The 19,443-nt window shown below is 46.2% G+C and carries 20 protein-coding genes; 14 read left to right on the top strand and 6 right to left on the bottom strand.

Features of this window, described 5'->3' with window-relative positions:
• Nucleotides 1–88 precede the first annotated feature (88 nt).
• The gene (locus tag AC1XTG_RS22860) at nt 89–1,405 is read left to right on the top strand and encodes a UDP-glucose dehydrogenase family protein (RefSeq protein WP_484843564.1); all 1,317 of its coding nucleotides are present in this window, start codon (nt 89–91) and stop codon (nt 1,403–1,405) included.
• Between the two features lie 36 nt (nt 1,406–1,441).
• Nucleotides 1,442–2,434 carry a UDP-glucuronic acid decarboxylase family protein gene (locus AC1XTG_RS22855; RefSeq protein WP_484843563.1) on the top strand — a complete coding sequence of 331 codons (993 nt, stop codon included), beginning with the start codon at nt 1,442–1,444 and terminating at the stop codon, nt 2,432–2,434.
• 60 nt (nt 2,435–2,494) lie between these two features.
• Here AC1XTG_RS22855 and frr read toward each other — a convergent pair whose 3' ends face one another.
• The 4 genes from frr to dusB form a co-directional block, all read right to left on the bottom strand.
• Complete coding sequence (gene frr, locus AC1XTG_RS22850; protein WP_056286258.1) at nt 2,495–3,055, bottom strand: ribosome recycling factor; 561 nt, start codon at nt 3,053–3,055, stop codon at nt 2,495–2,497.
• Between the two features lie 24 nt (nt 3,056–3,079).
• On the bottom strand, nt 3,080–3,799 hold the full coding sequence (gene pyrH, locus AC1XTG_RS22845; protein ID WP_056286255.1) for a UMP kinase: 720 nt from the start codon (nt 3,797–3,799) through the stop codon (nt 3,080–3,082).
• Between the two features lie 62 nt (nt 3,800–3,861).
• On the bottom strand, nt 3,862–4,398 hold the full coding sequence (locus tag AC1XTG_RS22840; protein ID WP_484843562.1) for an acyl-CoA carboxylase biotin carboxyl carrier protein subunit: 537 nt from the start codon (nt 4,396–4,398) through the stop codon (nt 3,862–3,864).
• Nucleotides 4,392–5,381: a tRNA dihydrouridine synthase DusB gene (dusB, locus tag AC1XTG_RS22835; protein WP_484843561.1), complete on the bottom strand. Its 990-nt coding sequence runs from the start codon at nt 5,379–5,381 to the stop codon at nt 4,392–4,394. Before dusB ends, AC1XTG_RS22840 begins: the two co-directional genes overlap by 7 nt.
• 108 nt (nt 5,382–5,489) lie before the next feature.
• Between dusB and AC1XTG_RS22830 the strand changes: the two genes are divergently transcribed.
• The 4 genes from AC1XTG_RS22830 (at nt 5,490) to AC1XTG_RS22815 (ending at nt 8,422) form a co-directional block, all read left to right on the top strand.
• Nucleotides 5,490–6,452 carry a CPBP family intramembrane glutamic endopeptidase gene (locus AC1XTG_RS22830; RefSeq protein ID WP_484843560.1) on the top strand — a complete coding sequence of 321 codons (963 nt, stop codon included), beginning with the start codon at nt 5,490–5,492 and terminating at the stop codon, nt 6,450–6,452.
• Between the two features lie 21 nt (nt 6,453–6,473).
• On the top strand, nt 6,474–6,695 hold the full coding sequence (locus tag AC1XTG_RS22825; protein WP_056286245.1) for a putative signal transducing protein: 222 nt from the start codon (nt 6,474–6,476) through the stop codon (nt 6,693–6,695).
• The gene (locus AC1XTG_RS22820) at nt 6,667–7,500 is read left to right on the top strand and encodes a phosphatidate cytidylyltransferase (RefSeq protein WP_056286243.1); all 834 of its coding nucleotides are present in this window, start codon (nt 6,667–6,669) and stop codon (nt 7,498–7,500) included. Before AC1XTG_RS22825 ends, AC1XTG_RS22820 begins: the two co-directional genes overlap by 29 nt.
• A gap of 172 nt (nt 7,501–7,672) precedes the next feature.
• Nucleotides 7,673–8,422, top strand: coding sequence for a carboxypeptidase-like regulatory domain-containing protein (locus AC1XTG_RS22815; RefSeq protein WP_056286239.1), 750 nt, complete (start codon nt 7,673–7,675; stop codon nt 8,420–8,422).
• Here AC1XTG_RS22815 and AC1XTG_RS22810 read toward each other — a convergent pair.
• On the bottom strand, nt 8,419–9,222 hold the full coding sequence (locus tag AC1XTG_RS22810; RefSeq protein WP_484843559.1) for a UDP-2,3-diacylglucosamine diphosphatase: 804 nt from the start codon (nt 9,220–9,222) through the stop codon (nt 8,419–8,421). The two genes, AC1XTG_RS22815 and AC1XTG_RS22810, sit on opposite strands and share 4 nt — an antisense overlap.
• A gap of 144 nt (nt 9,223–9,366) precedes the next feature.
• Here AC1XTG_RS22810 and AC1XTG_RS22805 point away from each other — a divergent pair, with 144 nt between their 5' ends.
• Complete coding sequence (locus tag AC1XTG_RS22805) at nt 9,367–10,110, top strand: hypothetical protein (protein ID WP_484843558.1); 744 nt, start codon at nt 9,367–9,369, stop codon at nt 10,108–10,110.
• Between the two features lie 51 nt (nt 10,111–10,161).
• On the opposite strand, the gene AC1XTG_RS22800 is transcribed toward AC1XTG_RS22805, so the two are convergent.
• Nucleotides 10,162–10,671, bottom strand: a complete 510-nt coding sequence (locus AC1XTG_RS22800; protein WP_056286232.1) for a DUF4494 domain-containing protein — start codon at nt 10,669–10,671, stop codon at nt 10,162–10,164.
• Between the two features lie 143 nt (nt 10,672–10,814).
• Here AC1XTG_RS22800 and AC1XTG_RS22795 point away from each other — a divergent pair, with 143 nt between their 5' ends.
• The 7 genes from AC1XTG_RS22795 (at nt 10,815) to AC1XTG_RS22765 (ending at nt 19,397) form a co-directional block, all read left to right on the top strand.
• On the top strand, nt 10,815–11,447 hold the full coding sequence (locus AC1XTG_RS22795) for a hypothetical protein (RefSeq protein WP_056286229.1): 633 nt from the start codon (nt 10,815–10,817) through the stop codon (nt 11,445–11,447).
• Between the two features lie 34 nt (nt 11,448–11,481).
• Complete coding sequence (locus AC1XTG_RS22790; RefSeq protein WP_484843557.1) at nt 11,482–13,314, top strand: hypothetical protein; 1,833 nt, start codon at nt 11,482–11,484, stop codon at nt 13,312–13,314.
• 19 nt (nt 13,315–13,333) lie between these two features.
• On the top strand, nt 13,334–14,098 hold the full coding sequence (locus AC1XTG_RS22785) for an exodeoxyribonuclease III (RefSeq protein ID WP_484843556.1): 765 nt from the start codon (nt 13,334–13,336) through the stop codon (nt 14,096–14,098).
• Between the two features lie 88 nt (nt 14,099–14,186).
• The gene (locus AC1XTG_RS22780) at nt 14,187–14,771 is read left to right on the top strand and encodes a Uma2 family endonuclease (protein ID WP_056286223.1); all 585 of its coding nucleotides are present in this window, start codon (nt 14,187–14,189) and stop codon (nt 14,769–14,771) included.
• A 25-nt stretch (nt 14,772–14,796) separates the two neighbouring features.
• A complete protein-coding gene (locus tag AC1XTG_RS22775; protein WP_484843555.1) occupies nt 14,797–15,393 on the top strand; it encodes a pseudouridine synthase in 597 nt (198 codons plus the stop codon).
• 96 nt (nt 15,394–15,489) lie between these two features.
• A complete protein-coding gene (mutS, locus tag AC1XTG_RS22770) occupies nt 15,490–18,153 on the top strand; it encodes a DNA mismatch repair protein MutS (protein WP_484843554.1) in 2,664 nt (887 codons plus the stop codon).
• Nucleotides 18,154–18,206: 53 nt separating this feature from the next.
• Nucleotides 18,207–19,397, top strand: a complete 1,191-nt coding sequence (locus tag AC1XTG_RS22765) for an MFS transporter (RefSeq protein WP_484843553.1) — start codon at nt 18,207–18,209, stop codon at nt 19,395–19,397.
• The last annotated feature ends 46 nt before the right edge of the window (nt 19,398–19,443 follow it).

Genomic DNA, 19,443 nt, shown 5'->3' with positions numbered 1-19,443 from the left:
CGGTTGCGTTGGCATTACTTAGATAAATACAATAGATTGCATTAGTATTTTGCTCACGATATACGTTATATAACAATTTTTACATTTTATGAAAATCGCAGTTGTAGGAACAGGTTATGTTGGTTTGGTTACGGGTACCTGCTTCGCCGAAACAGGCAACCAGGTGACTTGTGTCGACATTGACGTTAAAAAAGTAGAACGGTTGCAAAAGGGAGAGATTCCCATTTATGAGCCAGGACTTGATGTGCTTTTCGACCGAAATGTCGCAGAAGGCCGCTTGCTATTTACGACTAACCTTGCCGAAGGGATTAAAGGTGCGCAGGTTATATTCCTTGCTTTGCCAACACCTCCGGGAGAAGACGGATCCGCTGATTTGAAGTATATCCTGAAAGTGGCTGACGATCTCGGCCCTATTCTGGAACAATATGCAGTAATCGTTGACAAAAGCACAGTTCCCGTGGGAACAGCCGAAAAGGTAAGTGCTGCGATTGCAAAAAATGCTAAAATTGATTTCGACGTTGTATCCAACCCCGAGTTCTTAAGAGAAGGTGTTGCGGTTGAAGACTTCATGAAGCCGGACCGCGTTGTGGTTGGTACTACTTCTGATAAAGCGAAGAAAGTAATGGAGAAACTATACGCTCCATTGGTAAGACAAGGTAACCCGGTGATCTTTATGGACGAGCGTTCGGCCGAGATGACCAAATATGCGGCTAACTCATTCCTGGCAATGAAAATTACCTTTATGAATGAGATCGCGAACCTTTGCGAGAAAGTGGGTGCGAACGTAGATGATATCCGTCGTGGTATCGGTACTGACAGCCGCATTGGAAAGCGTTTCCTTTTTGCAGGTATCGGATATGGTGGAAGCTGCTTCCCGAAAGACGTTCAGGCGCTTGCCAAAACTTCAAGGGATTTCAATTATGACTTCCGCATCCTGAAATCAGTAATGGATGTAAATGACGACCAGAAGAAGAAATTGCTTCCGATGATCGAAAATTATTTCAACGGAGACCTGAAAGGAAAAACAATTGCGGTTTGGGGATTGGCTTTCAAACCATACACAGACGATATCCGCGAGGCGCCGGCGCTTGAAAATATCGAAGCGTTACTGGAAGCAGGTGCGAATGTAACTGTTTACGATCCGGAGGCGATGAACAATGTAAAAGGTATTTTGGGAGACAAGATTACTTTCTGCCACACACCTTACGCGGCGCTGGACGATGCAGATGCACTTGTGATTTTCACAGAATGGCCGCAGTTCCGTACACCTGAGTTTGAGAAAATGGGTAAGTTGCTGAAAAATCGGGTAATTTTCGACGGAAGAAACCTTTACGAGTTGGATCAGATGCGTGAAAATGGTTACACTTATTACAGCATCGGACGTGAGAAGGTAGTTCCAGCCTGATCAAGAAGTATTTTAATTTAACTTATCTCATTTTTAATGAAACGTGTATTAATCACCGGGGCCGCAGGTTTTTTAGGCTCACATCTCTGTGAACGGTTTTTAAAGGAGGGAATGTATGTGATCGGAATGGATAACCTGATTACAGGCGATATGCGGAATATTGAGCATTTGATGCCCAATCCGAATTTCGAATTCAACCATCATGATGTAACCAAGTACGTGCACATTCCTGGCGAGCTGGACTACATTATGCACTTCGCTTCTCCCGCCAGTCCGATCGATTACCTGAAAATCCCAATCCAGACGCTGAAAGTAGGCGCGATGGGTACCCACAACCTGCTTGGGCTTGCACGTGTGAAAAAAGCGCGTTTCATTATCGCTTCCACTTCGGAAGTATATGGTGACCCGCTCGTGCATCCGCAGACGGAAGATTATTGGGGACACGTAAACCCGATTGGTCCGAGAGGCTGCTACGACGAAGCGAAAAGGTACCAGGAAGCAATTACAATGGCTTACCACCGTTACCACGAGCTTGAAACCAGGATCGTACGGATTTTCAATACTTATGGTCCGAGAATGCGATTGAATGACGGACGTGTATTGCCTGCATTCATTGGTCAGGCGCTTCGTGGCGAGGATATCACTGTCTTCGGGGACGGAACACAAACCCGGTCTTTCTGTTATGTGGACGATCTGGTAGAAGGTATTTACCGCCTGTTGATGAGCGATTATTCTTTGCCGGTCAACATCGGTAACCCTGGTGAGATTACCATCGGCCAGTTCGCTGAGGAAATCATTAAGCTTACAGGAACTGACCAGAAAGTGGTTTACAAGCCGCTTCCGCAGGATGATCCGAAACAACGTCAGCCTGATATTACCAAAGCAAAAGAGATACTGGGCTGGGAGCCTAAAGTTTCCCGTGAGGAAGGACTTCGAATTACTTACGATTACTTCCGCAGCCTTCCAACCGAGCGGCTTTACGAAGAATCCAATCACCGTGGTTTCGAAGGATTCAGCGCTACGAAATAGATTAAATGAAAAAACCCGCTTCAAGCGGGTTTTTTCATTTATGTAGATCAGGTAAAGTGGTTACACTTCCATGATCTCTTTTTCTTTCGCATTGAAGATCTGCTCTACTTTTGAAATGTAGCCGTCAGTCAGCTTTTGTACGCGGTCTTCGCTTATTTTAACCAAATCCTCCGCAACACCTTCTTTCGTCAGCTTTCTAAGTGAATTATTTGCATCCTGGCGAATGTTACGAATGTTGATCTTCGCTGTTTCAATTTCGTTTTTAGCGCGTTTCACCAGCTCTCTCCTCCGCTCCTCGTTCAAAGGTGGTACCGAAATACGGATCATTTCCCCATCATTTGAAGGCGCAAATCCAAGGTTACCATTACGGATCGCCTTTTCGATTTCATTGATGATCTTCTTTTCAAAAGGGCGGATTGCGATGGTTCTTGCATCCGGCGTGTTGATGGTAGCCACATTCTGCAAAGGAGTCATTGAACCGTAGTATTCGATCTGAAGGCCTTCCAGCATTTGTGGCGATGCTTTTCCGGCGCGTATTTTACCTAATTCGATGATGAGGTGTTTGATAGCGCCTTCCATGGTATCCTTGGCGTCGTCAAGATATAATTCTATTTCTTCCATTGGTTTTTAAAATATGCGGTTCAGCTAGTTGGATATAAGCGTTCCTACCTCTTCTCCCATGACCAGATCGTACAGGTTGCCGGGTTTGTTCATATCAAAAACAATAATTGGCAGGTTGTTCTCCTTACAAAGCGTGAAAGCCGTAAGGTCCATTATTTTGAGGTTCTTGGACAATGCTTCGTCGAAACTCAGCGTGGAATACTTTACGGCAAAAGGGTCTTTTTCAGGATCTGCAGTATAGACACCGTCTACGCGGGTTCCTTTTAAAACCACCTCTGATTCGGATTCAATGGCGCGGAGACCTGCCGTGGTGTCAGTAGTAAAGTATGGATTACCTGTTCCTGCACCAAAAATAACGACCCGGCCTTTTTCAAGGTGACGAATCGCGCGGCGGCGGATCAAGGGTTCACACACCTGTTCCATTTTGATTGCGGACATCAGGCGGGTGTGAATGCCGTGTTTTTCGAGTGAGCTTTGGATCGCCATTCCGTTGATAACTGTTGCCAGCATACCCATGTGGTCGCCCTGAACCCGGTCAATCCCGGACTTTTCAACAGAGGCGCCGCGGAAAATATTGCCGCCCCCGATTACGATCGCGATCTGAACCCCGACATCAGCAATCCTTTTAATTTCCTTTGCGTAATTGTCCAGAATGTTGAAATCAATCACCTGGGCCTTATCGCCACCATTAAGCGCTTCACCGCTTAGTTTAAGTAGTAAACGTTTGTATTTTGGTTCGGGCATGGTATGATATCGGTGTTTTCGGCCGTAAAAATAAGCGGACTGAGTTCAGAATACCAAGTAATTTATTGAAACTCCAATAATACCTGGTTTTTTTCAACTATTTCCCCCGGTGCTACTTTCAATGACTTGATTATGCCGTTTCTGGATGATTTGATCACATTTTCCATTTTCATGGCGACCAGTACAAGCAGGTGGTCCCCCTTGCTGATCTGGTCTCCTTCGGCTACTGCGACGGATTGGATCAGTCCCGGCATAGGGGCTTTGATATTGTTGATTTTCTGGGAAGCGGTGCTTTGAAGACCCATTCCCTCCAAAAGCAGGTCAAGCTGGTCTTTGGCGGATGTGAAATATTCCACGCCGTTGACCAGCAGCCGCGCGGACTTTTCCGCTGCATTCCTTTCAAGGATCTCAACATTATATGATTTGCTGTTCCAGATGATATGAAAACGACCCTGGGCAATGGATACGATATCTCCGTCAAAGAGCTTGTCGCCGATCAGCCAACCATCGCCTGTTTTTTCAACTGCTACCGATCTGTTTTCACCGGTATTAGAGGTATTCCCATTTGAAGCATTGTTGGCAACCGAGACTTTTAACATACCATTACGCTGTAATCGTTGGCGATTTCTTTCAGTATAAAATCAAGTTCATCAAAGGTCATTGCCTCCACCAGCCGCATCCGGTAAGGTTTGAAATGATCCAAACCTTTGAAATAGTTGGTATAATGACGGCGCATTTCGAATACACCTGCCACAGGTCCTTTCCAGCGGATAGAAAATTCGAGGTGACGGCGGCAAACATCCACGCGCTGCTCCATCGTAGGCGGGGCCAGCTTTTTACCCGTTTTCATATAATGTTTGATCTCATTGAAGATCCAGGGGTTCCCAATTGTTGCGCGGCCGATCATGATACCGTCAACGCCAAAACGGTTTTTGTATTCAACTGCCTTTTCGGGAGTATCCACATCTCCATTGCCGAAAATTGGGATCGTGATGCGCGGATTTTCCTTGATCCTGGCGATCAGCGACCAGTCTGCTTCGCCTTTGTACATCTGCACGCGCGTGCGGCCGTGAACCGATAGTGCTTTAATGCCGATATCCTGCAACCGCTCTGCAACCTCCTGCACATTCTTGGTATTTTCATCCCAGCCCAGCCTCGTTTTCACAGTTACCGGCAAATGCGTTGACTTGATCACCGCTTCGGTCATCTTAACCATCTTCGGCACATCCTGTAACAATGCAGCACCCGCGCCTCGGCAAGCCACGTTTTTAACGGGACAACCATAATTGATGTCAATCAGATCAGGATTCACACGCGATGCTATTTCAGCGCAGGATCCCATAGTCTCTACATCACTGCCGAAAAGCTGAATGCCCACCGGCCGCTCGTATTCGAAAATATCGAGTTTCTGCACGCTTTTTGCTGCGTCGCGGATCAGCCCTTCTGACGATACAAATTCTGTATACATCAGATCTGCCCCGTTTTCCTTGCACACTGCTCTGAAAGGAGGATCACTCACATCTTCCATGGGCGCGAGAAGCAATGGGAAATCGCTCAGTTCTATGTTTCCTATCTTGACCATTTCTGTTTGATTGCCGTTTAAACAGCGATTTTACTTAACAGTTTAAACCCTCTTGTTTGTTAAGCGTTTATTTTTAAATTCATAATAAACTGTAAATTTACACCAATTATGCAAAATAGTAATCAGGATCTGGTGGTTTCCCGGGCACCTACTGTGTGGGGCAGTTTGTTGGTTTTGACCGGTTTTGTGCTCATCGGAATGGCGGTGGGGAATATCCTGGCCGTCGTGATCCTGGCGCTGTTTTTCTCTTCCGATCAGGTAGGTGTAACCGTACTTCTCAATCAACTGATTACTACCCCTGCGAAAGTTCATAACGGTTGGTACGCATTAATGGTTTTGCAGGGGACCGTACATTTCTTCTCTTACCTGCTGCCTTCGGTACTTTTCTGGATTTATATTGACAAGAAACCGATACGTGAGGTCAATACCCGGCAGCATCCTTCGCCTGTTATCTGGCTGTTCGCTTTTTTGCTGGTACTTGTATTTATTCCCCTCAACAGCAAGTTTATCGAGTGGAATGCAGCTATGAATTTGCCGGAAGCACTGTCCGGGCTTGAAATCTGGATGCGGCAAAAGGAGGATCAGCTTTCTGTGATGACCGCCTTTTTGACAAACTATAAAACATTCAGCCAGCTCCTTATCGCATTGTTTGTGGTAACGCTTCTGCCGGCAGTAGGAGAGGAGGCGCTTTTTCGCGGTGTAATACAAACGAAACTGCTTAAAGCAACCAACAATCCGCATGTGGCGATCTGGGCTTCTGCCGCAATTTTCAGCGCGATTCATTTTCAGTTTTATGGATTTTTACCAAGAATGATGCTGGGCGCATTGTTCGGTTACCTGTTTTACTGGACAGGCAACTTTTGGGTTGCGGTACTGGCGCATTTTGTAAATAATGGATTTGTGCTGGTGATGATGTACCTGCACAACTTGGGCATGATCGATATCAACATAGAAGAAACCAAATCAATGCCGCTGCTGCTGATTACCGCATCTCTGTTTTTGTCTGCGGGCATTCTCAGGTATATCAGGCAGCTGGGTATGACGGGTGCCGGTTCGGGACGAAGGGGATAATTTTAACTATATTTCAAGAAAATGGATGAGAATTGGATAAAAGCATATCAAAGCTCGCAAATGATCAGGGCAGAGATAGCAAGGGAAATACTCGAGCAAAATGGAATTCCGGCAGTAATTGTCAATAAAAAGGATAGCAGTTATCCGATTTTTGGAATGTGCGAAGTGCACGTTCCTGCCAGTGAACTAGACCGGGCTCAAACGATATTAATGAATGAAGACACAATTAAGCAATCTGAATAACTTACAGCAAAGAACTATAACAGGCTTAGCCGGTGTAATTGTCATAATTGGTTGTATCCTTTACAGTGAACTCACTTTCCTACTGCTTTTTTGTTCCATCAGCTCGCTGACTCAGCTCGAATTTTACAAGCTGCTGGGACTCGATGGAAATCAGCCACTTACATATTATGGTACGTTCTGTGGCACAGTTATGATGTTACTTGCGTACTTGATAGAGCAGGACATTGTTCCGTTTGAAAATTACTTCATTATCAGCCCGCTGCTGTCAATGATCTTCTTTATCAAGCTTTACAAGAAAAATGATCTGAAACCATTTACCAACATCGGTTTCACCTTCTTAGGGATCATTTATGTAGCCCTGCCTTTTTCACTCATTATTGTGATGGCTATGCGCGGCGGACGGTATAATTACGAGATTGTTTTGGGAAGCCTGCTGTTATTGTGGGCCTCTGATATTGGTGGGTATTTTGCAGGGACCAAGTTTGGGAAAAGGAAATTGTTTGAGCGGATTTCGCCCAAAAAATCCTGGGAAGGCGCTATGGGAAGTGCCGCATTCGCTGCCGTTATCGCGTTTGCTTTGGGGCATTATTTCCGTACCTTCGAACCTTGGAAATGGTACTGTATCGGGGCAATAATTGTTGTTCTGGGCACTTACGGCGACCTGGTTGAGTCGCTCTTCAAAAGAAGCATCGCCATCAAAGACTCCGGCAGTAGTATCCCTGGCCACGGAGGATTTCTCGACCGTTTTGACGGACTGCTGCTCTCTGCGCCATTTATTGTTACCTTTTTAAAGTTATTTTCCTGACAATTGAGGCTTTATCAGGTAGCGGGGCAATCCCTTACCAGGCGGCTCGTTTTAAAATCAGGAATGAAATTTTACACGCACTTCTAACAAATAAGGTCTGTCAGTACTGAATATGAAACTTTGAAGACCGCAACATATTACTCCAACGGTTCCAAAGTATAACCTCGAAAGAATGAAACGTAGTTTTTTAATATTGCTGTTGGTAATTGCAGGACTGGTATCGGGCCGCGAGGCGTTTGCACAGGGTGAACAGAAAGCCATTACCTTCTCGGGTATGGTAGTCGGTGGAAAGCAAACCGAAATCCTTCCGGGCGCAACGATCTTTATAGTGAATGCAGGACGCGGTACACTTTCCAGAAGTGACGGTTCATTCACGATTAAGGTATTTCCCGGCGACAGCATTGTTTTTGGCTATGTAGGGTATAAAAATCAATATCACATTGTACCGAGGAACTACAACTCAGATATTTACTCAGCGATCGTAGCATTACGTGAAGATGTCGTAACACTTACAGGCGTAACGATTTATCCTTACTCGACAGAAGAAGAATTCAAAAAAGCATTTCTTGAGTTGAAGTTGCCGGATCAGGCGGACAGGGATGCACTTGCTAAGAGTACCGACCCCGATTATATCAACAGAATGGCGGCCCAGGTACCCAATAATGCACAAACCAACTACCGGTACTCCATGGACCAGTTGATGTTTGGACGTGAGTCTGCCGCAGGCAAGGGGTTTGCAACTACATTCCCATTCCTGAACCCTTTTGCGTGGGCTAACTTTATCAAGTCGGTTAAAAAAGGAGATTTGAAACAAAAAGACTGGCGCAAAGACCTGAATGCTGCTCCGAGGGAAAATATCACCAAGCAGGATTTTATCCCGCCTTCCGAATCTGAAAGCCCCAAGAAAAGCGGTACTAACTAGACAGTACCGCGTACATACTTTTTCAATTCCATTTTAGCTCCGTCAAAAACGGCATAATGCTGTTGCGTAACCCATTCGCCTAAATTAATGTAGCGCGAACGTGCATTTACCTGCATATCAAGCGTGAGGTGGCGGTGGCCAAAAATGTAAAAGTGGTGCGGGTCTTTCAACTCAACCTCTTTGCAATATTGAAAAAGCCACTCATTATCTTCCCCCAAAAAACGCTCTTCTCCTTTATTCACATTTGCCAGGCGGCTGCGCCGGGACCAGGCAGTAGCGATCCAGATCCCGAAATCGGGGTGGGTTATCCTGAAAATCAGCTGGAAAAAAGGGCTCTCGAAAATGCGCTTTAAGAATTTATAAGTACTATCGCCCGGCCCAAGTCCGTCTCCGTGACCTACCAGCACCTTCGTAGTCCCCAGACTAGTCACAAAATCGAAGCTCACCGGGTTCCGGTAAATGGAAGCCCCGATTTCCTGTGTAAGGTACCCCGACATCCACATATCGTGATTTCCGGTGAATATGATGAGTTCAATGCCTTTATCGCTTAGTTCCGCCAGCTTTCCCAGCAACCTTACAAAACCTTTTGGAACAACCGTTTTGTACTCAAACCAGAAATCGAAAAGGTCGCCGACAAGGAAAATAGTCTGCGCATCGTGCTCGATAGAAGCAAGCCAGCTGACGATCAACTTTTCACGCTCGCGGCTGCTGGCAGGTGAAGGAACACCCAGGTGATAGTCGGACGAAAAGTAAATGCGCTTTCCCGGTTGTAATAAAATGGTCCTTGTTTCGAACTTCATGGAATCAATGCAAATGCGGCGCAAGTTACAACGTTCCCATTAAATCAGAAGTGCGTGCACGCTGGACGCTCCATCAAAACGGGTAAGTGCCTGGTTTTTCTTCCGGGCTCTTTTTAGATTGCATACTTTAAACCAGATTTTGAGATGAAAAAGATTTGCAAGGTTCTTGCCTTCATACTGATTATCGCGTGCGCACAGCAAAACGCATTGGCACAAGCTCCAAAGAAAATCGCGGCAGACAAGCAGCGTGCATTGCAATGGAAGCCCGAAAAGGGACAATATTATTTCAGTCACTCACTTGTATTCGACTATCAGAATAAAGCCGATAAAACGAGTGGCAAGCTGAAAATTTACCTGGACCCTGTCACCGGCGCTATGTGTTTCAAAAAGGAGAGCAGTTTTGGTGAAGGTGGAAAAGCATTCGATTTCGTGATCGGATTTCCTGATGGAAAGTACATTTACTGCGGCAAAGACGATAATGGTAAAAAGATCAGGATCAATGAATTGGTGAAAGAATTGAAACCGGATGCGGAAACAAAAGCCGAGCAAAAAGAGAACTTTACAACCTATTGCATTCCGACAGGAAACAAACGCGTTGATTTCGGCTTAACGAGCGAGGAATATGATATCACCTACGCAACTTCCGACAACAAAGACAAAGTGTGGCTCACGCAAACACCTTTCAGTGTGTATCCATTGTACGGAATGGAATTTGTGGAAGGCGCTGTAAGCCTGCCTGTTACATTCGATTATATGCACCTGCTGCAAAGTAATCAGCTGGTAACGGAGATTAGTTCGAAAGATCTGATCCTCACACTGGTCAGCCTGGAAAAAGATCCTTTTCTGGCGGTAACGAAAGATTACCAGGTATTGAAGGTGAATGATTAAAGTATAAACCTGGATTTACATCATTTTGGACACAAATCCAGGTTCTTACATTTATGCATTCTCAGCAAGCTCACGTTCAGCTTTCACTTCTGAAAGCGGCCGCATGTTTGCCGGAATCTCGGGCTCCTGGTCTTCCTCGGAAGTGTACGGGAATACATCCAGAATGGGGGTGAGGTTAATATCTGTAGTTTCGTAAGGGATCAGGAAGTTGCGCATACTTTCATTGATCCGGTCAAGCGCCTGCTGGATGCCGTCTGCATTCACCAGCATGTAGTTCACGATTTTCTTCTCTTTTCCGCTTTTTTCATCAACTGAAAAGTAAATCACCTTGGCTTTGAACCACTGCTCGCCTTCTTCGTAGGCAAACAGGTCGGCCAGGCGCATTCTTGTAATGCTGGTCACACTGAAATCGCTGGCGCCGGTCACAATCTGCTTGTAAAGTCTCGCCTCGGATTCCGTGTAAGAAACAGCATCCACGAGATATACTTCGTTAATTGTTTTCAAGCTTCCAGCCTCATCTTCTTTTTGATACCTGATCTTTCCTAAATACCAGCTTGCCATAAATTTCTTTCGATTGAATTAATAAAGTCTGCAAATGTAGAGGCTTGTGCGAACGTGGCAAAAAAATATGGAGCTAAACTAATAATGCAAAAACGCAGTATGCGTTCTGATACCTACTGTTTAACTTGCAAAAAAATTTAATGATGAAAAAGAACTTAGCTGTTGGGCTGATATTGATAATTGCAGGCATTTTATCCTCTTGCGGAGTCGGCAAGCAGGTTTCCGAAGCCAAAACTTTCGGTGAATGCAAGTACGATATCCGGTCTGTTGATAGTGTTTACCTCGGCGGCATTGATGTACGTGAATTCCGTAATATCCGCAGTTTCAATGATTTTGATCTTGCCAAATATCCGGGTCTCGCATTGGGACTTCTAAGAAAGAATGTTCCCCTGGATCTGCGTGTCAATCTGGATATCACCAATCCTACCAAAAAGCGTGCAGCGATCAACCAGCTTGAATACAAGGTTTTATTGTCGGATAACGAAATTTTCAACGGGTATCTCAGCCAGCTGATCGAAGTAATGCCGGGTACCGGAAGTACGAGAGTTCCCGTAAAACTGAATGCAAATGCGTACCAATTACTGACAAACGATAAAACACGCGACCAGTTTGTCAACATGATCTTGTCACTAACCGGCAAGTCAGACGCAAAACCGACCAAATTCACCGTCAAAGTGAAGCCTACGCTGGATATTGCTGGAAAGCAGGTCGACTATCCCGGCTACATTACATTTGAAAAAGAGATCACAAGCCAGATGATCACAGGGGTGAAATAACCTCCGGTATTGGCAACAACAATCAGACACTATTTTGAAGTTATTTTTAGATAATCCTCACTTATCAGCTTATTTCGGCCTTGTAGTTGCCCTTTTTCTGCTTTTTGGCGCCACGTTTATTGCACCCAAACTGGCAATCGGACGAAAGTGGCTGGCGATCATCCTGATCTTTGTACCGGTTATCTACTTCTTCCTGATACTGGATGCCCACCTGGTCAACATTCCGTTTACCGACGATTTCAACCTGCTTGAAACAGTCGACAAACTCCGAAAAGCGCCGGATTTTCTGACTGCTGCCAAAGCACTTTTTGAACAGGTTAACCAGCATCGCTTTGCGTTCGAGCGCATTGTGATGCTGGTTATGGTGTTTTTTACGGGTACCGTCAACATCAAAGCCCAGATTATCATAGGCGACCTGTTTTTGCTCGGGATTCTTTACATGCTTTTCCAGGCACTCAAAAAGGAGTCCATTCCCTTTTACTATTTCATACCGGTACCCTATGTGCTTTTCAATCTGGTATTTTGGGAAAATGCTTACTGGGGAATAGCGGCGCTTCAAAATACGCCACTCATTTTTTTCGCATTCGTCACTGCCTATGCAGTCGGCCGCGGTGATAAGAAAGGTTTTTACATTGGGTTGCTGGCTGCATTGTTAACGACCTTCACAAGTGGGAGTGGCTTGCTGACGTGGATTATCGGATTTATTATTCTGGCATTCCAAAAGCGCTTTCGCTTGCTGCTGGGCTGGGTGGCTGCGGCAGCTGCATTTGTTTTATTCTATTTTCTGTTTGATTACAATGTGATCCCCGCCAATGGTGACAAGGTTTGGACGCATCCTGTTTTCAACTTCATATTTGCGCTGGGCTTCTGGGGAAATGCCTTTTTTCTCGATGTCCGCCACCCGCTCGTTCCGCAGTTTCATTCAGATCTGATCGCCTGCATCCTGCTTGGCGGCTTCATTTTCCTGGTATTTATCGGCTGGTCGCTCCGTGTTTTTATTAAAAGGCAGCTTGTGTGGAGTGACTGGTTTTTATGGGGGGCAATGATGTTCTCAATGGGAACCGGCGCTATGTTTGTGATCAGCCGGCCGATCAACACATACCTGATGTATGGCGGAAATGTGTTTTCCCGCCGGTATATGATCTTTGGTATCGCGCTGCTTGCTACTGCTTATTTGTGCTTTATTATTTTGATGAAAAATAAAAAACAGCTGTTGAACGTAATCGCGGTACTTTCTGCATTTACCTTTGTTTCGCTTAATTTCATTAGCTACTATTTATCAATCGTGCAAGTCAGGAAAATGCACGACGATCTGGTAATTGATAGTTACTATTGGAAAAACTACAATACTTTCCTGACTGCCGGCGACCGGTTTGGTGATATCCCATTCTGGAACCACCCGACAAGAATGAAAAATCTGGTGAGCTCCCTTGAAGCCAGCGGACTGACCGACTTTTACCAGTTCAACACCATACCCGCGCCCGGGCGACTCCTGACAGAAACTGCCGATACTACTACCAAATTCCAGGGAACATTCGATGCCACTTTTCATTACAGAAATACGGATAACAATGTACCTTCCCGCTATTATCAGTTTACGGCTGTCCGGGATGAAAATTCGCCCGCACCTTCGTATTTTGTACTCGCATCTGCCCGATACAAAGTTGTGCTGCCTGCTGTTCCTGTTCCTGATCAAGCTTCGGAATTGCTGAAAGGCGGTAATTATTACAGCAACAGCTACCGATATTCGCTGTTCAAGTCGAAGTTGCCCGAGGGTATTTACGACGTCTGGCTGATGTACTCCGATCCGTCGGCGACAAACAAATGGAAGTCACTGCCCACCGGAAAACGGGTGAAGATCAATTAACCGCATTAACAGTCTGGCTATGCAGATACTTACCTACAATTTGAATGGGATCAGGGCAGCCCTGAAAAACGGTCTGATTGAATGGTTGAGCCAAAATCCGGCTGATATCCTGTGTTTCCAGGAAGTAAAGGCGACTCCTGACGTAGTTGATTTATCAGGCTTTGAAGCACTGGGTTACGAGCTTATCGGCTGGCATTCTGCGGAAAAGAAAGGGTACAGCGGCGTAGCGATTTTTTCAAAGATCAAGCCCGACCTGGTATCAGCAGGCTGCTCCATTCCGGCGTATGACCGGGAAGGCCGGGTACTCCGCGCCGATTTTGGCGACGTAACGGTGCTCAACTGTTACTTTCCGTCAGGTACCAGCGGTGAGATCAGGCAGGCTGTTAAAATGACTTTTCTGGCTGATTTTTTCATCTGGGCAGAGGAGCTGCGGATAGAGCGGCCTAATCTGATCATCTGCGGAGACTATAATATTGCTCACAATGAAATCGATATCCACGATCCTGTCCGGAATAAAAAGAACTCCGGCTTCCTTCCCGAGGAACGCGCGTGGATGACAAAATGGTTTGGCAGCGGCTACACCGACGCATTCAGGTTTATGAACCCCGATTTACGCCAGTATTCCTGGTGGACTTACCGCGCCGGCGCGAGAGGGAATAACAAAGGCTGGCGTATCGATTATATTTCCGTAAGTAATAGTCTGCAGGATCGTATCATCGCCAGCCGGCAATTCAATGATGCCGTCCATTCAGATCATTGTCCTGTATGGTTGGAAATTCGTTAATACCCTTGGTCCTTTCAAGCCTGCCGTTCCATATTTCCTTCACTCATTTTTTCGTATTTTTGATCAAGCAGCATTTACTCAAATCGTTATGAAACTTGAACTGCCTATGACACTGAAAATGGGAGACTTAATGGACGAGGAGCAATTCTTTCAGCTTTGTCAAATGAATGACACACTAGAGCTCGAAAGGGATTCGCAAGGAAATATTATCGTTATGTCTCCAACAGGATCGTTTACAGGTGGATTTAATTCCAGAATTCTCACTGAGGTTGGTATTTGGAATAAAGAGAATCAGATAGGAGAGTTGTTCGATTCTTCAACTGGCTTTACACTTCCCAACGGGGCGGTGCGCTCGCCGGATGTTTCCTGGATCCGGGAAGAGCGGTGGAATGCATTGACACCGGAACAGCAGGAGAAATTCGCGCCTATCTGTCCGGATTTTGTTATTGAAGTGCGCTCGCTGTCGGATGATTTGAAGTACCTGACCGACAAAATGGACGAATACATGGAGAATGGCGCACAACTTGGCTGGCTGATCGACAGGTTTGAAAAGAAAGTTTACATTTACCAGGCCGGTGCGCCGGTGATCATACGCGAAGGATTAAATGTTAAATTGTCCGGTGAACCAGTGTTGCCGGGCTTTGAGCTCGATCTTGCGGCTGTTATAAAGTAGTTTTTTCTCCCCTAATCAATTCCTTTTGTTCAAATATTTCCTCGTCTACAAACCCTTCGGAATGCTGTCGCAGTTCACACGTGAAGGCGATCATCCCACATTGGCGGACCTTGATTTTGAATTTGCTAAAGATATTTACCCTGTCGGTCGCCTTGATGCAGACAGTGAAGGTTTGCTGCTGCTCACAAATGACAACTTCCTTAAAACAAAGCTTCTAGAACCGCGCAACAAGCACACACGGACCTACTATGTACAGGTAGAAGGTAACATTACCGCGGAGGCTTGCGAGCAGCTTAGCCGCGGTGTGACGATCAGTATCAATGGAAAAGCATACAAAACACTTCCCGCAAACGCGCAGCTGATCGAAGAACCTCCGCTCCCAGAACGAAATCCGCCGATTCGTTTCCGTAAAAACATACCTGCTACCTGGCTCGCGCTCACACTTCGTGAAGGCAAAAACAGGCAGGTGCGAAGAATGACTGCCGCCGTCGGCTTTCCCACGCTCAGGCTTGCGCGCTGGTCGATCGGGAAATTTTCGCTGGCCGACAAAGCCGGAAGTTTTCCTAAGTCCGGGGACGTATGGGAAGTTACGGCCAGTGAAGCCCGGCGCTTCTATGAATGAACAGTTTTGAAGGCTACAAAACCCTGCGCTCAGACTTGGCAAACCGGATAGAAGGCTTAATTTTGTAGATACCTGTTCTTAAAATAAGGCTGATAATTGGCAAAGGCACATAAAGAAACCCCGCTTAACAAACAATACAATCAGATCAAAGCGAAGTATCCCGGGGCATTATTGCTTTTCAGGGTCGGTGATTTTTATGAAACTTTCGGCGAAGATGCAATTCGTGCCTCCAAGATCCTGGGAATCGTTCTTACACGCAGAAACAATGGCGGCGCACACGAAGAGCTGGCCGGTTTTCCACATCATTCATTAGATAACTATTTACCCAAACTCGTACGCGCAGGCGAGCGCGTGGCTATCTGCGACCAGCTCGAAGATCCCGCTACGGCCAAAGGTATAGTGAAAAGGGGGGTGACCGAGCTGGTTACGCCGGGCGTTTCCTACAACGATAATGTACTCGATACCCGCCGGAATAATTACCTGGCAGCAGTTCACTGCGGCGACAATAACCTCTACGGCATTGCTTTCCTGGATATATCGACGGGGGAATTTATGACCTCGCAGGGAAATGCGGCATATATCGACAAAATGCTGCAGGGTTTCTCGCCTTCGGAAGTACTCTTCTGCAAGAAATTTAAACAGGAGTTCAGTCAGCTTTTTGGTGGCAAATACCATACTTTCCAGTTAGAGGATTGGTGTTTTGGTTTTGATTATGGCTACGAACAGCTTACCTCGCATTTTCAGACAACAACCCTCAAAGGCTACGGGATAGAAACATTGCCCCTGGGTATTGTGGCGGCAGGTGTGATCCTGCATTACCTCAAAGAAACCGAACATAAGGAAGTAGCACATATCGGCCGCATTACGCGGCTGGAAGAAGAAAAGTACGTTTGGCTTGACCGTTTTACAGTCCGTAACCTTGAACTCGTTTATGCCCAGCAGGAAGGCGGCGTTCCGCTGATCCAGATTCTTGACCATACAGTGACTCCGATGGGAGCGCGGTTGTTTAGGAAATGGATGGTTTTGCCACTTAAAGAAAAGCTGCCGATTGAAGAAAGGCTGAATATCGTCAGCCACTTTCTCAAACATGAAAGTGTGCACGAGTCTATTCTGCAGAACCTGAAACTGATCGGCGATCTGGAACGTCTGATATCGAAAGTGGCTGTGCGAAGGATCAATCCGAAAGAGTTGGGTCAGCTTAAAAGATCTTTGAACCAGATAATTCCGATTAAAGAGAGTTTATATAAGCTTCTTGAAAAAGAAAAGAAGAAGGCGAAAAAGGATGACGCTGGTGAAGTTGTCTTGCCTTCTGAACTGGAAGTGCTGCTGAAATATGCCGATCAGCTTGCCCCTTGTATCGAGCTGGTTAACAAAATAGAAACGGAGCTCCGCGAGGATGCACCCGTGCTTTCCAATCTTGGAAGGATGATTAAAAAAGGAGTGGACGCCGAGCTGGACGAGTTGCACGCGATTTCGTATGAAGGCAAAGATTATTTGCTGCAACTGCAAAACCGGGAAATAGAGCGTACCGGGATCAGCTCGCTGAAAATCGCTTACAACAAAGTTTTTGGTTACTACCTGGAAGTCACTCACGCGCACCAGAACAAGGTGCCTGCCGAGTGGATCAGGAAGCAAACGCTCGTGAATGCGGAGCGGTACATTACCCCGGAGCTGAAAGAGTACGAGGAGAAGATCATCAATGCAGAAGACAGTATCGCTGCCATTGAATACCGGATATTTAGTGAACTGATCACCGCAGCTACTGAGCAGGTGAATGCAATTCAGAAGAATGCATCTATTATTTCCGCACTGGATGTACTCAGCTCCTTTGCAACCGTAGCACGGAAAAACAACTATGTTAAGCCGCTCATTACCGAAGATAACCGTTTGGACATTCGTGACGGCCGCCACCCGGTGATTGAGCAACAGCTGCCTGTAGGCGAAAGTTATGTGCCCAACGATTTGTACCTGGATGATTCCTCCCAACAGATCATCATCATTACCGGCCCCAACATGGCAGGTAAGTCGGCGTTGCTACGGCAAACGGCGCTCATTGTTTTAATGGCGCAAATGGGCTGCTACGTACCAGCCAAATCTGCTTCGGTGGGACTGGTTGACAAGATATTCACGCGCGTGGGAGCCAGCGACAACCTGAGCCGCGGCGAGAGTACATTTATGGTTGAAATGACCGAGACAGCCAGCATTCTCAATAACCTGAGCGACCGAAGTTTGATCCTGATGGACGAGATAGGGCGGGGGACTAGTACCTACGATGGCGTTTCCATTGCCTGGGCTATCACGGAATACCTGCACAACCAGCACGATTGTCGTCCCAAAACCCTGTTTGCAACACATTACCACGAGCTGAACCAGCTATCCGAGGATTTTCCGCGCATCAAGAATTTCAATGTAGCGGTGAAGGAAGTAGATAACAAAGTCATCTTTCTGCGAAAACTGAAACCCGGCGGAAGCGCGCACAGCTTCGGTATCCACGTGGCGCAAATCGCGGGAATGCCGCAGCCGATTGTTCTTCGTGCCAATGAAATCATGCAGCACCTTGAAAAAGAGCACATGACACAGGAACACAAAAAGAAGATCAAGGAAATACCCAAGAACAATTTTCAGCTCAGCATTTTTGAGCCGGCAGACCCGAGAATAGAGGAGCTTAAAGAAAAGCTTTCTATGATCGACGTGAATACATTGTCTCCCATTGAGGCACTTCTCAAATTGAACGAATTCCAAAAGCTTGTCAAAAAGTAACAACCTTAATCTACCAATTATCTAACCTACAAATCTCCTGCTTCTTTTATGTTATGAAAAATTCAACGCGATTTCAATTGATGGCCATGATGTTCCTCCTCTATTTTATATGGGGATCATGGTATGGGCAAATGAGTAAGTACATGTTTACCGCCCTCAATGCTACCGGGGCACAAGTGGGAAATGCCTATGCCGCTTTTTCAATTGCGCAGATTATTGCTCCATTCTTCGTCGGGATGATCGCCGACAGGTATTTCGCAGCGCAGAAGGTATTGGGAATATTGAGCTTAGCCGGGGCTGTGCTGCTTTATTTTCTTACAGGTGTCACAAATGCTGACAACTTTTTCGGTATCATCCTCCTGTATTGTATTTCTTTCGCGCCGATGATGTCACTTACCACCTCGATTGCCATGCAGCAGGTGACAAATTCTGAAAAAGACTTTCCTGCAATCCGTGTTATGGGAACAGTTTCCTGGATCGTTGTTTCCAATATCATTGGCTTTTACGGGTTCGGTGATAGTGTGATGATCTTCAAGATCTCCATGGTAGCGTCCGCATTACTGGGCGTTTATTCATTCTTTTTGCCTAATACCCCTCCGAAGCCAAGCGTGAAATCGTCTTTTTCCGATATCATGGGACTGGATGCGTTCAAGCTTTTTAAAGACCGCTCGTTCGCGATCTTCTTTATCTCGTCGCTGCTCATTTGTATCCCGCTGTCGTTTTACTATGCAATGGCCAACCCATCGCTTACTGACTCGGGTATGACGAACGTTGAAAACAAAATGTCACTTGGACAAGCTTCCGAAGTTGTGTTCATGTTGCTGATCCCGCTTGCTTTCAGCCGCCTGGGTGTGAAATGGATGCTGGTAGTAGGTTTGATCGCGTGGATCGTGCGCTTTATCGGATTCGGTTTCGGTGATGCCAACAGCGAGTGGCTGCTTTATCTTGCAATTATCCTGCACGGTGTCTGCTATGACTTCTTCTTTGTGACAGGACAAATCTATACTGACAGCAAAGCCGGTGAAAAGTACAGATCTTCTGCGCAGGGCTTGATTTCCATTGCTACCTACGGGATCGGAATGGGGATCGGATCGTGGCTGGCTGGTTTGGTGGCCGATATGTACACGGTGGAAGGTGTGAAAAACTGGACGAGCATCTGGATGGTACCTGCTGCCATCGCGGCTGTGGTGCTGGTTCTGTTTGTTCTGTTCTTTAAGGATAATAAAGTAAGGGCTACTGCTTAGAAGGCAGTAGGTCCCAATGCACAAAAAAGCCCGCTAGCTTCAAGCT

The organism is Dyadobacter sp. HNCC25DJ183 (genome assembly GCF_056895175.1).
The sequence above is the reverse complement of the archived record's forward strand: the minus strand, read 5'-3'. Positions and strand labels throughout refer to the sequence as shown.

Excerpts from the sequence above, each read along its gene's own strand:
- AC1XTG_RS22860 (WP_484843564.1), top strand. The coding sequence starts at position 89 with ATGAAAATCGCAGTTGTAGGAACAGGTTATGTTGGTTTGGTTACGGGT.
- AC1XTG_RS22855 (WP_484843563.1), top strand. The coding sequence starts at position 1,442 with ATGAAACGTGTATTAATCACCGGGGCCGCAGGTTTTTTAGGCTCACAT.
- frr (WP_056286258.1), bottom strand. The coding sequence starts at position 3,055 with ATGGAAGAAATAGAATTATATCTTGACGACGCCAAGGATACCATGGAA.
- pyrH (WP_056286255.1), bottom strand. The coding sequence starts at position 3,799 with ATGCCCGAACCAAAATACAAACGTTTACTACTTAAACTAAGCGGTGAA.
- AC1XTG_RS22840 (WP_484843562.1), bottom strand. The coding sequence starts at position 4,398 with ATGTTAAAAGTCTCGGTTGCCAACAATGCTTCAAATGGGAATACCTCT.
- dusB (WP_484843561.1), bottom strand. The coding sequence starts at position 5,381 with ATGGTCAAGATAGGAAACATAGAACTGAGCGATTTCCCATTGCTTCTC.
- AC1XTG_RS22830 (WP_484843560.1), top strand. The coding sequence starts at position 5,490 with ATGCAAAATAGTAATCAGGATCTGGTGGTTTCCCGGGCACCTACTGTG.
- AC1XTG_RS22825 (WP_056286245.1), top strand. The coding sequence starts at position 6,474 with ATGGATGAGAATTGGATAAAAGCATATCAAAGCTCGCAAATGATCAGG.
- AC1XTG_RS22820 (WP_056286243.1), top strand. The coding sequence starts at position 6,667 with ATGAAGACACAATTAAGCAATCTGAATAACTTACAGCAAAGAACTATA.
- AC1XTG_RS22815 (WP_056286239.1), top strand. The coding sequence starts at position 7,673 with ATGAAACGTAGTTTTTTAATATTGCTGTTGGTAATTGCAGGACTGGTA.
- AC1XTG_RS22810 (WP_484843559.1), bottom strand. The coding sequence starts at position 9,222 with ATGAAGTTCGAAACAAGGACCATTTTATTACAACCGGGAAAGCGCATT.
- AC1XTG_RS22805 (WP_484843558.1), top strand. The coding sequence starts at position 9,367 with ATGAAAAAGATTTGCAAGGTTCTTGCCTTCATACTGATTATCGCGTGC.
- AC1XTG_RS22800 (WP_056286232.1), bottom strand. The coding sequence starts at position 10,671 with ATGGCAAGCTGGTATTTAGGAAAGATCAGGTATCAAAAAGAAGATGAG.
- AC1XTG_RS22795 (WP_056286229.1), top strand. The coding sequence starts at position 10,815 with ATGAAAAAGAACTTAGCTGTTGGGCTGATATTGATAATTGCAGGCATT.
- AC1XTG_RS22785 (WP_484843556.1), top strand. The coding sequence starts at position 13,334 with ATGCAGATACTTACCTACAATTTGAATGGGATCAGGGCAGCCCTGAAA.
- AC1XTG_RS22780 (WP_056286223.1), top strand. The coding sequence starts at position 14,187 with ATGAAACTTGAACTGCCTATGACACTGAAAATGGGAGACTTAATGGAC.
- AC1XTG_RS22765 (WP_484843553.1), top strand. The coding sequence starts at position 18,207 with ATGAAAAATTCAACGCGATTTCAATTGATGGCCATGATGTTCCTCCTC.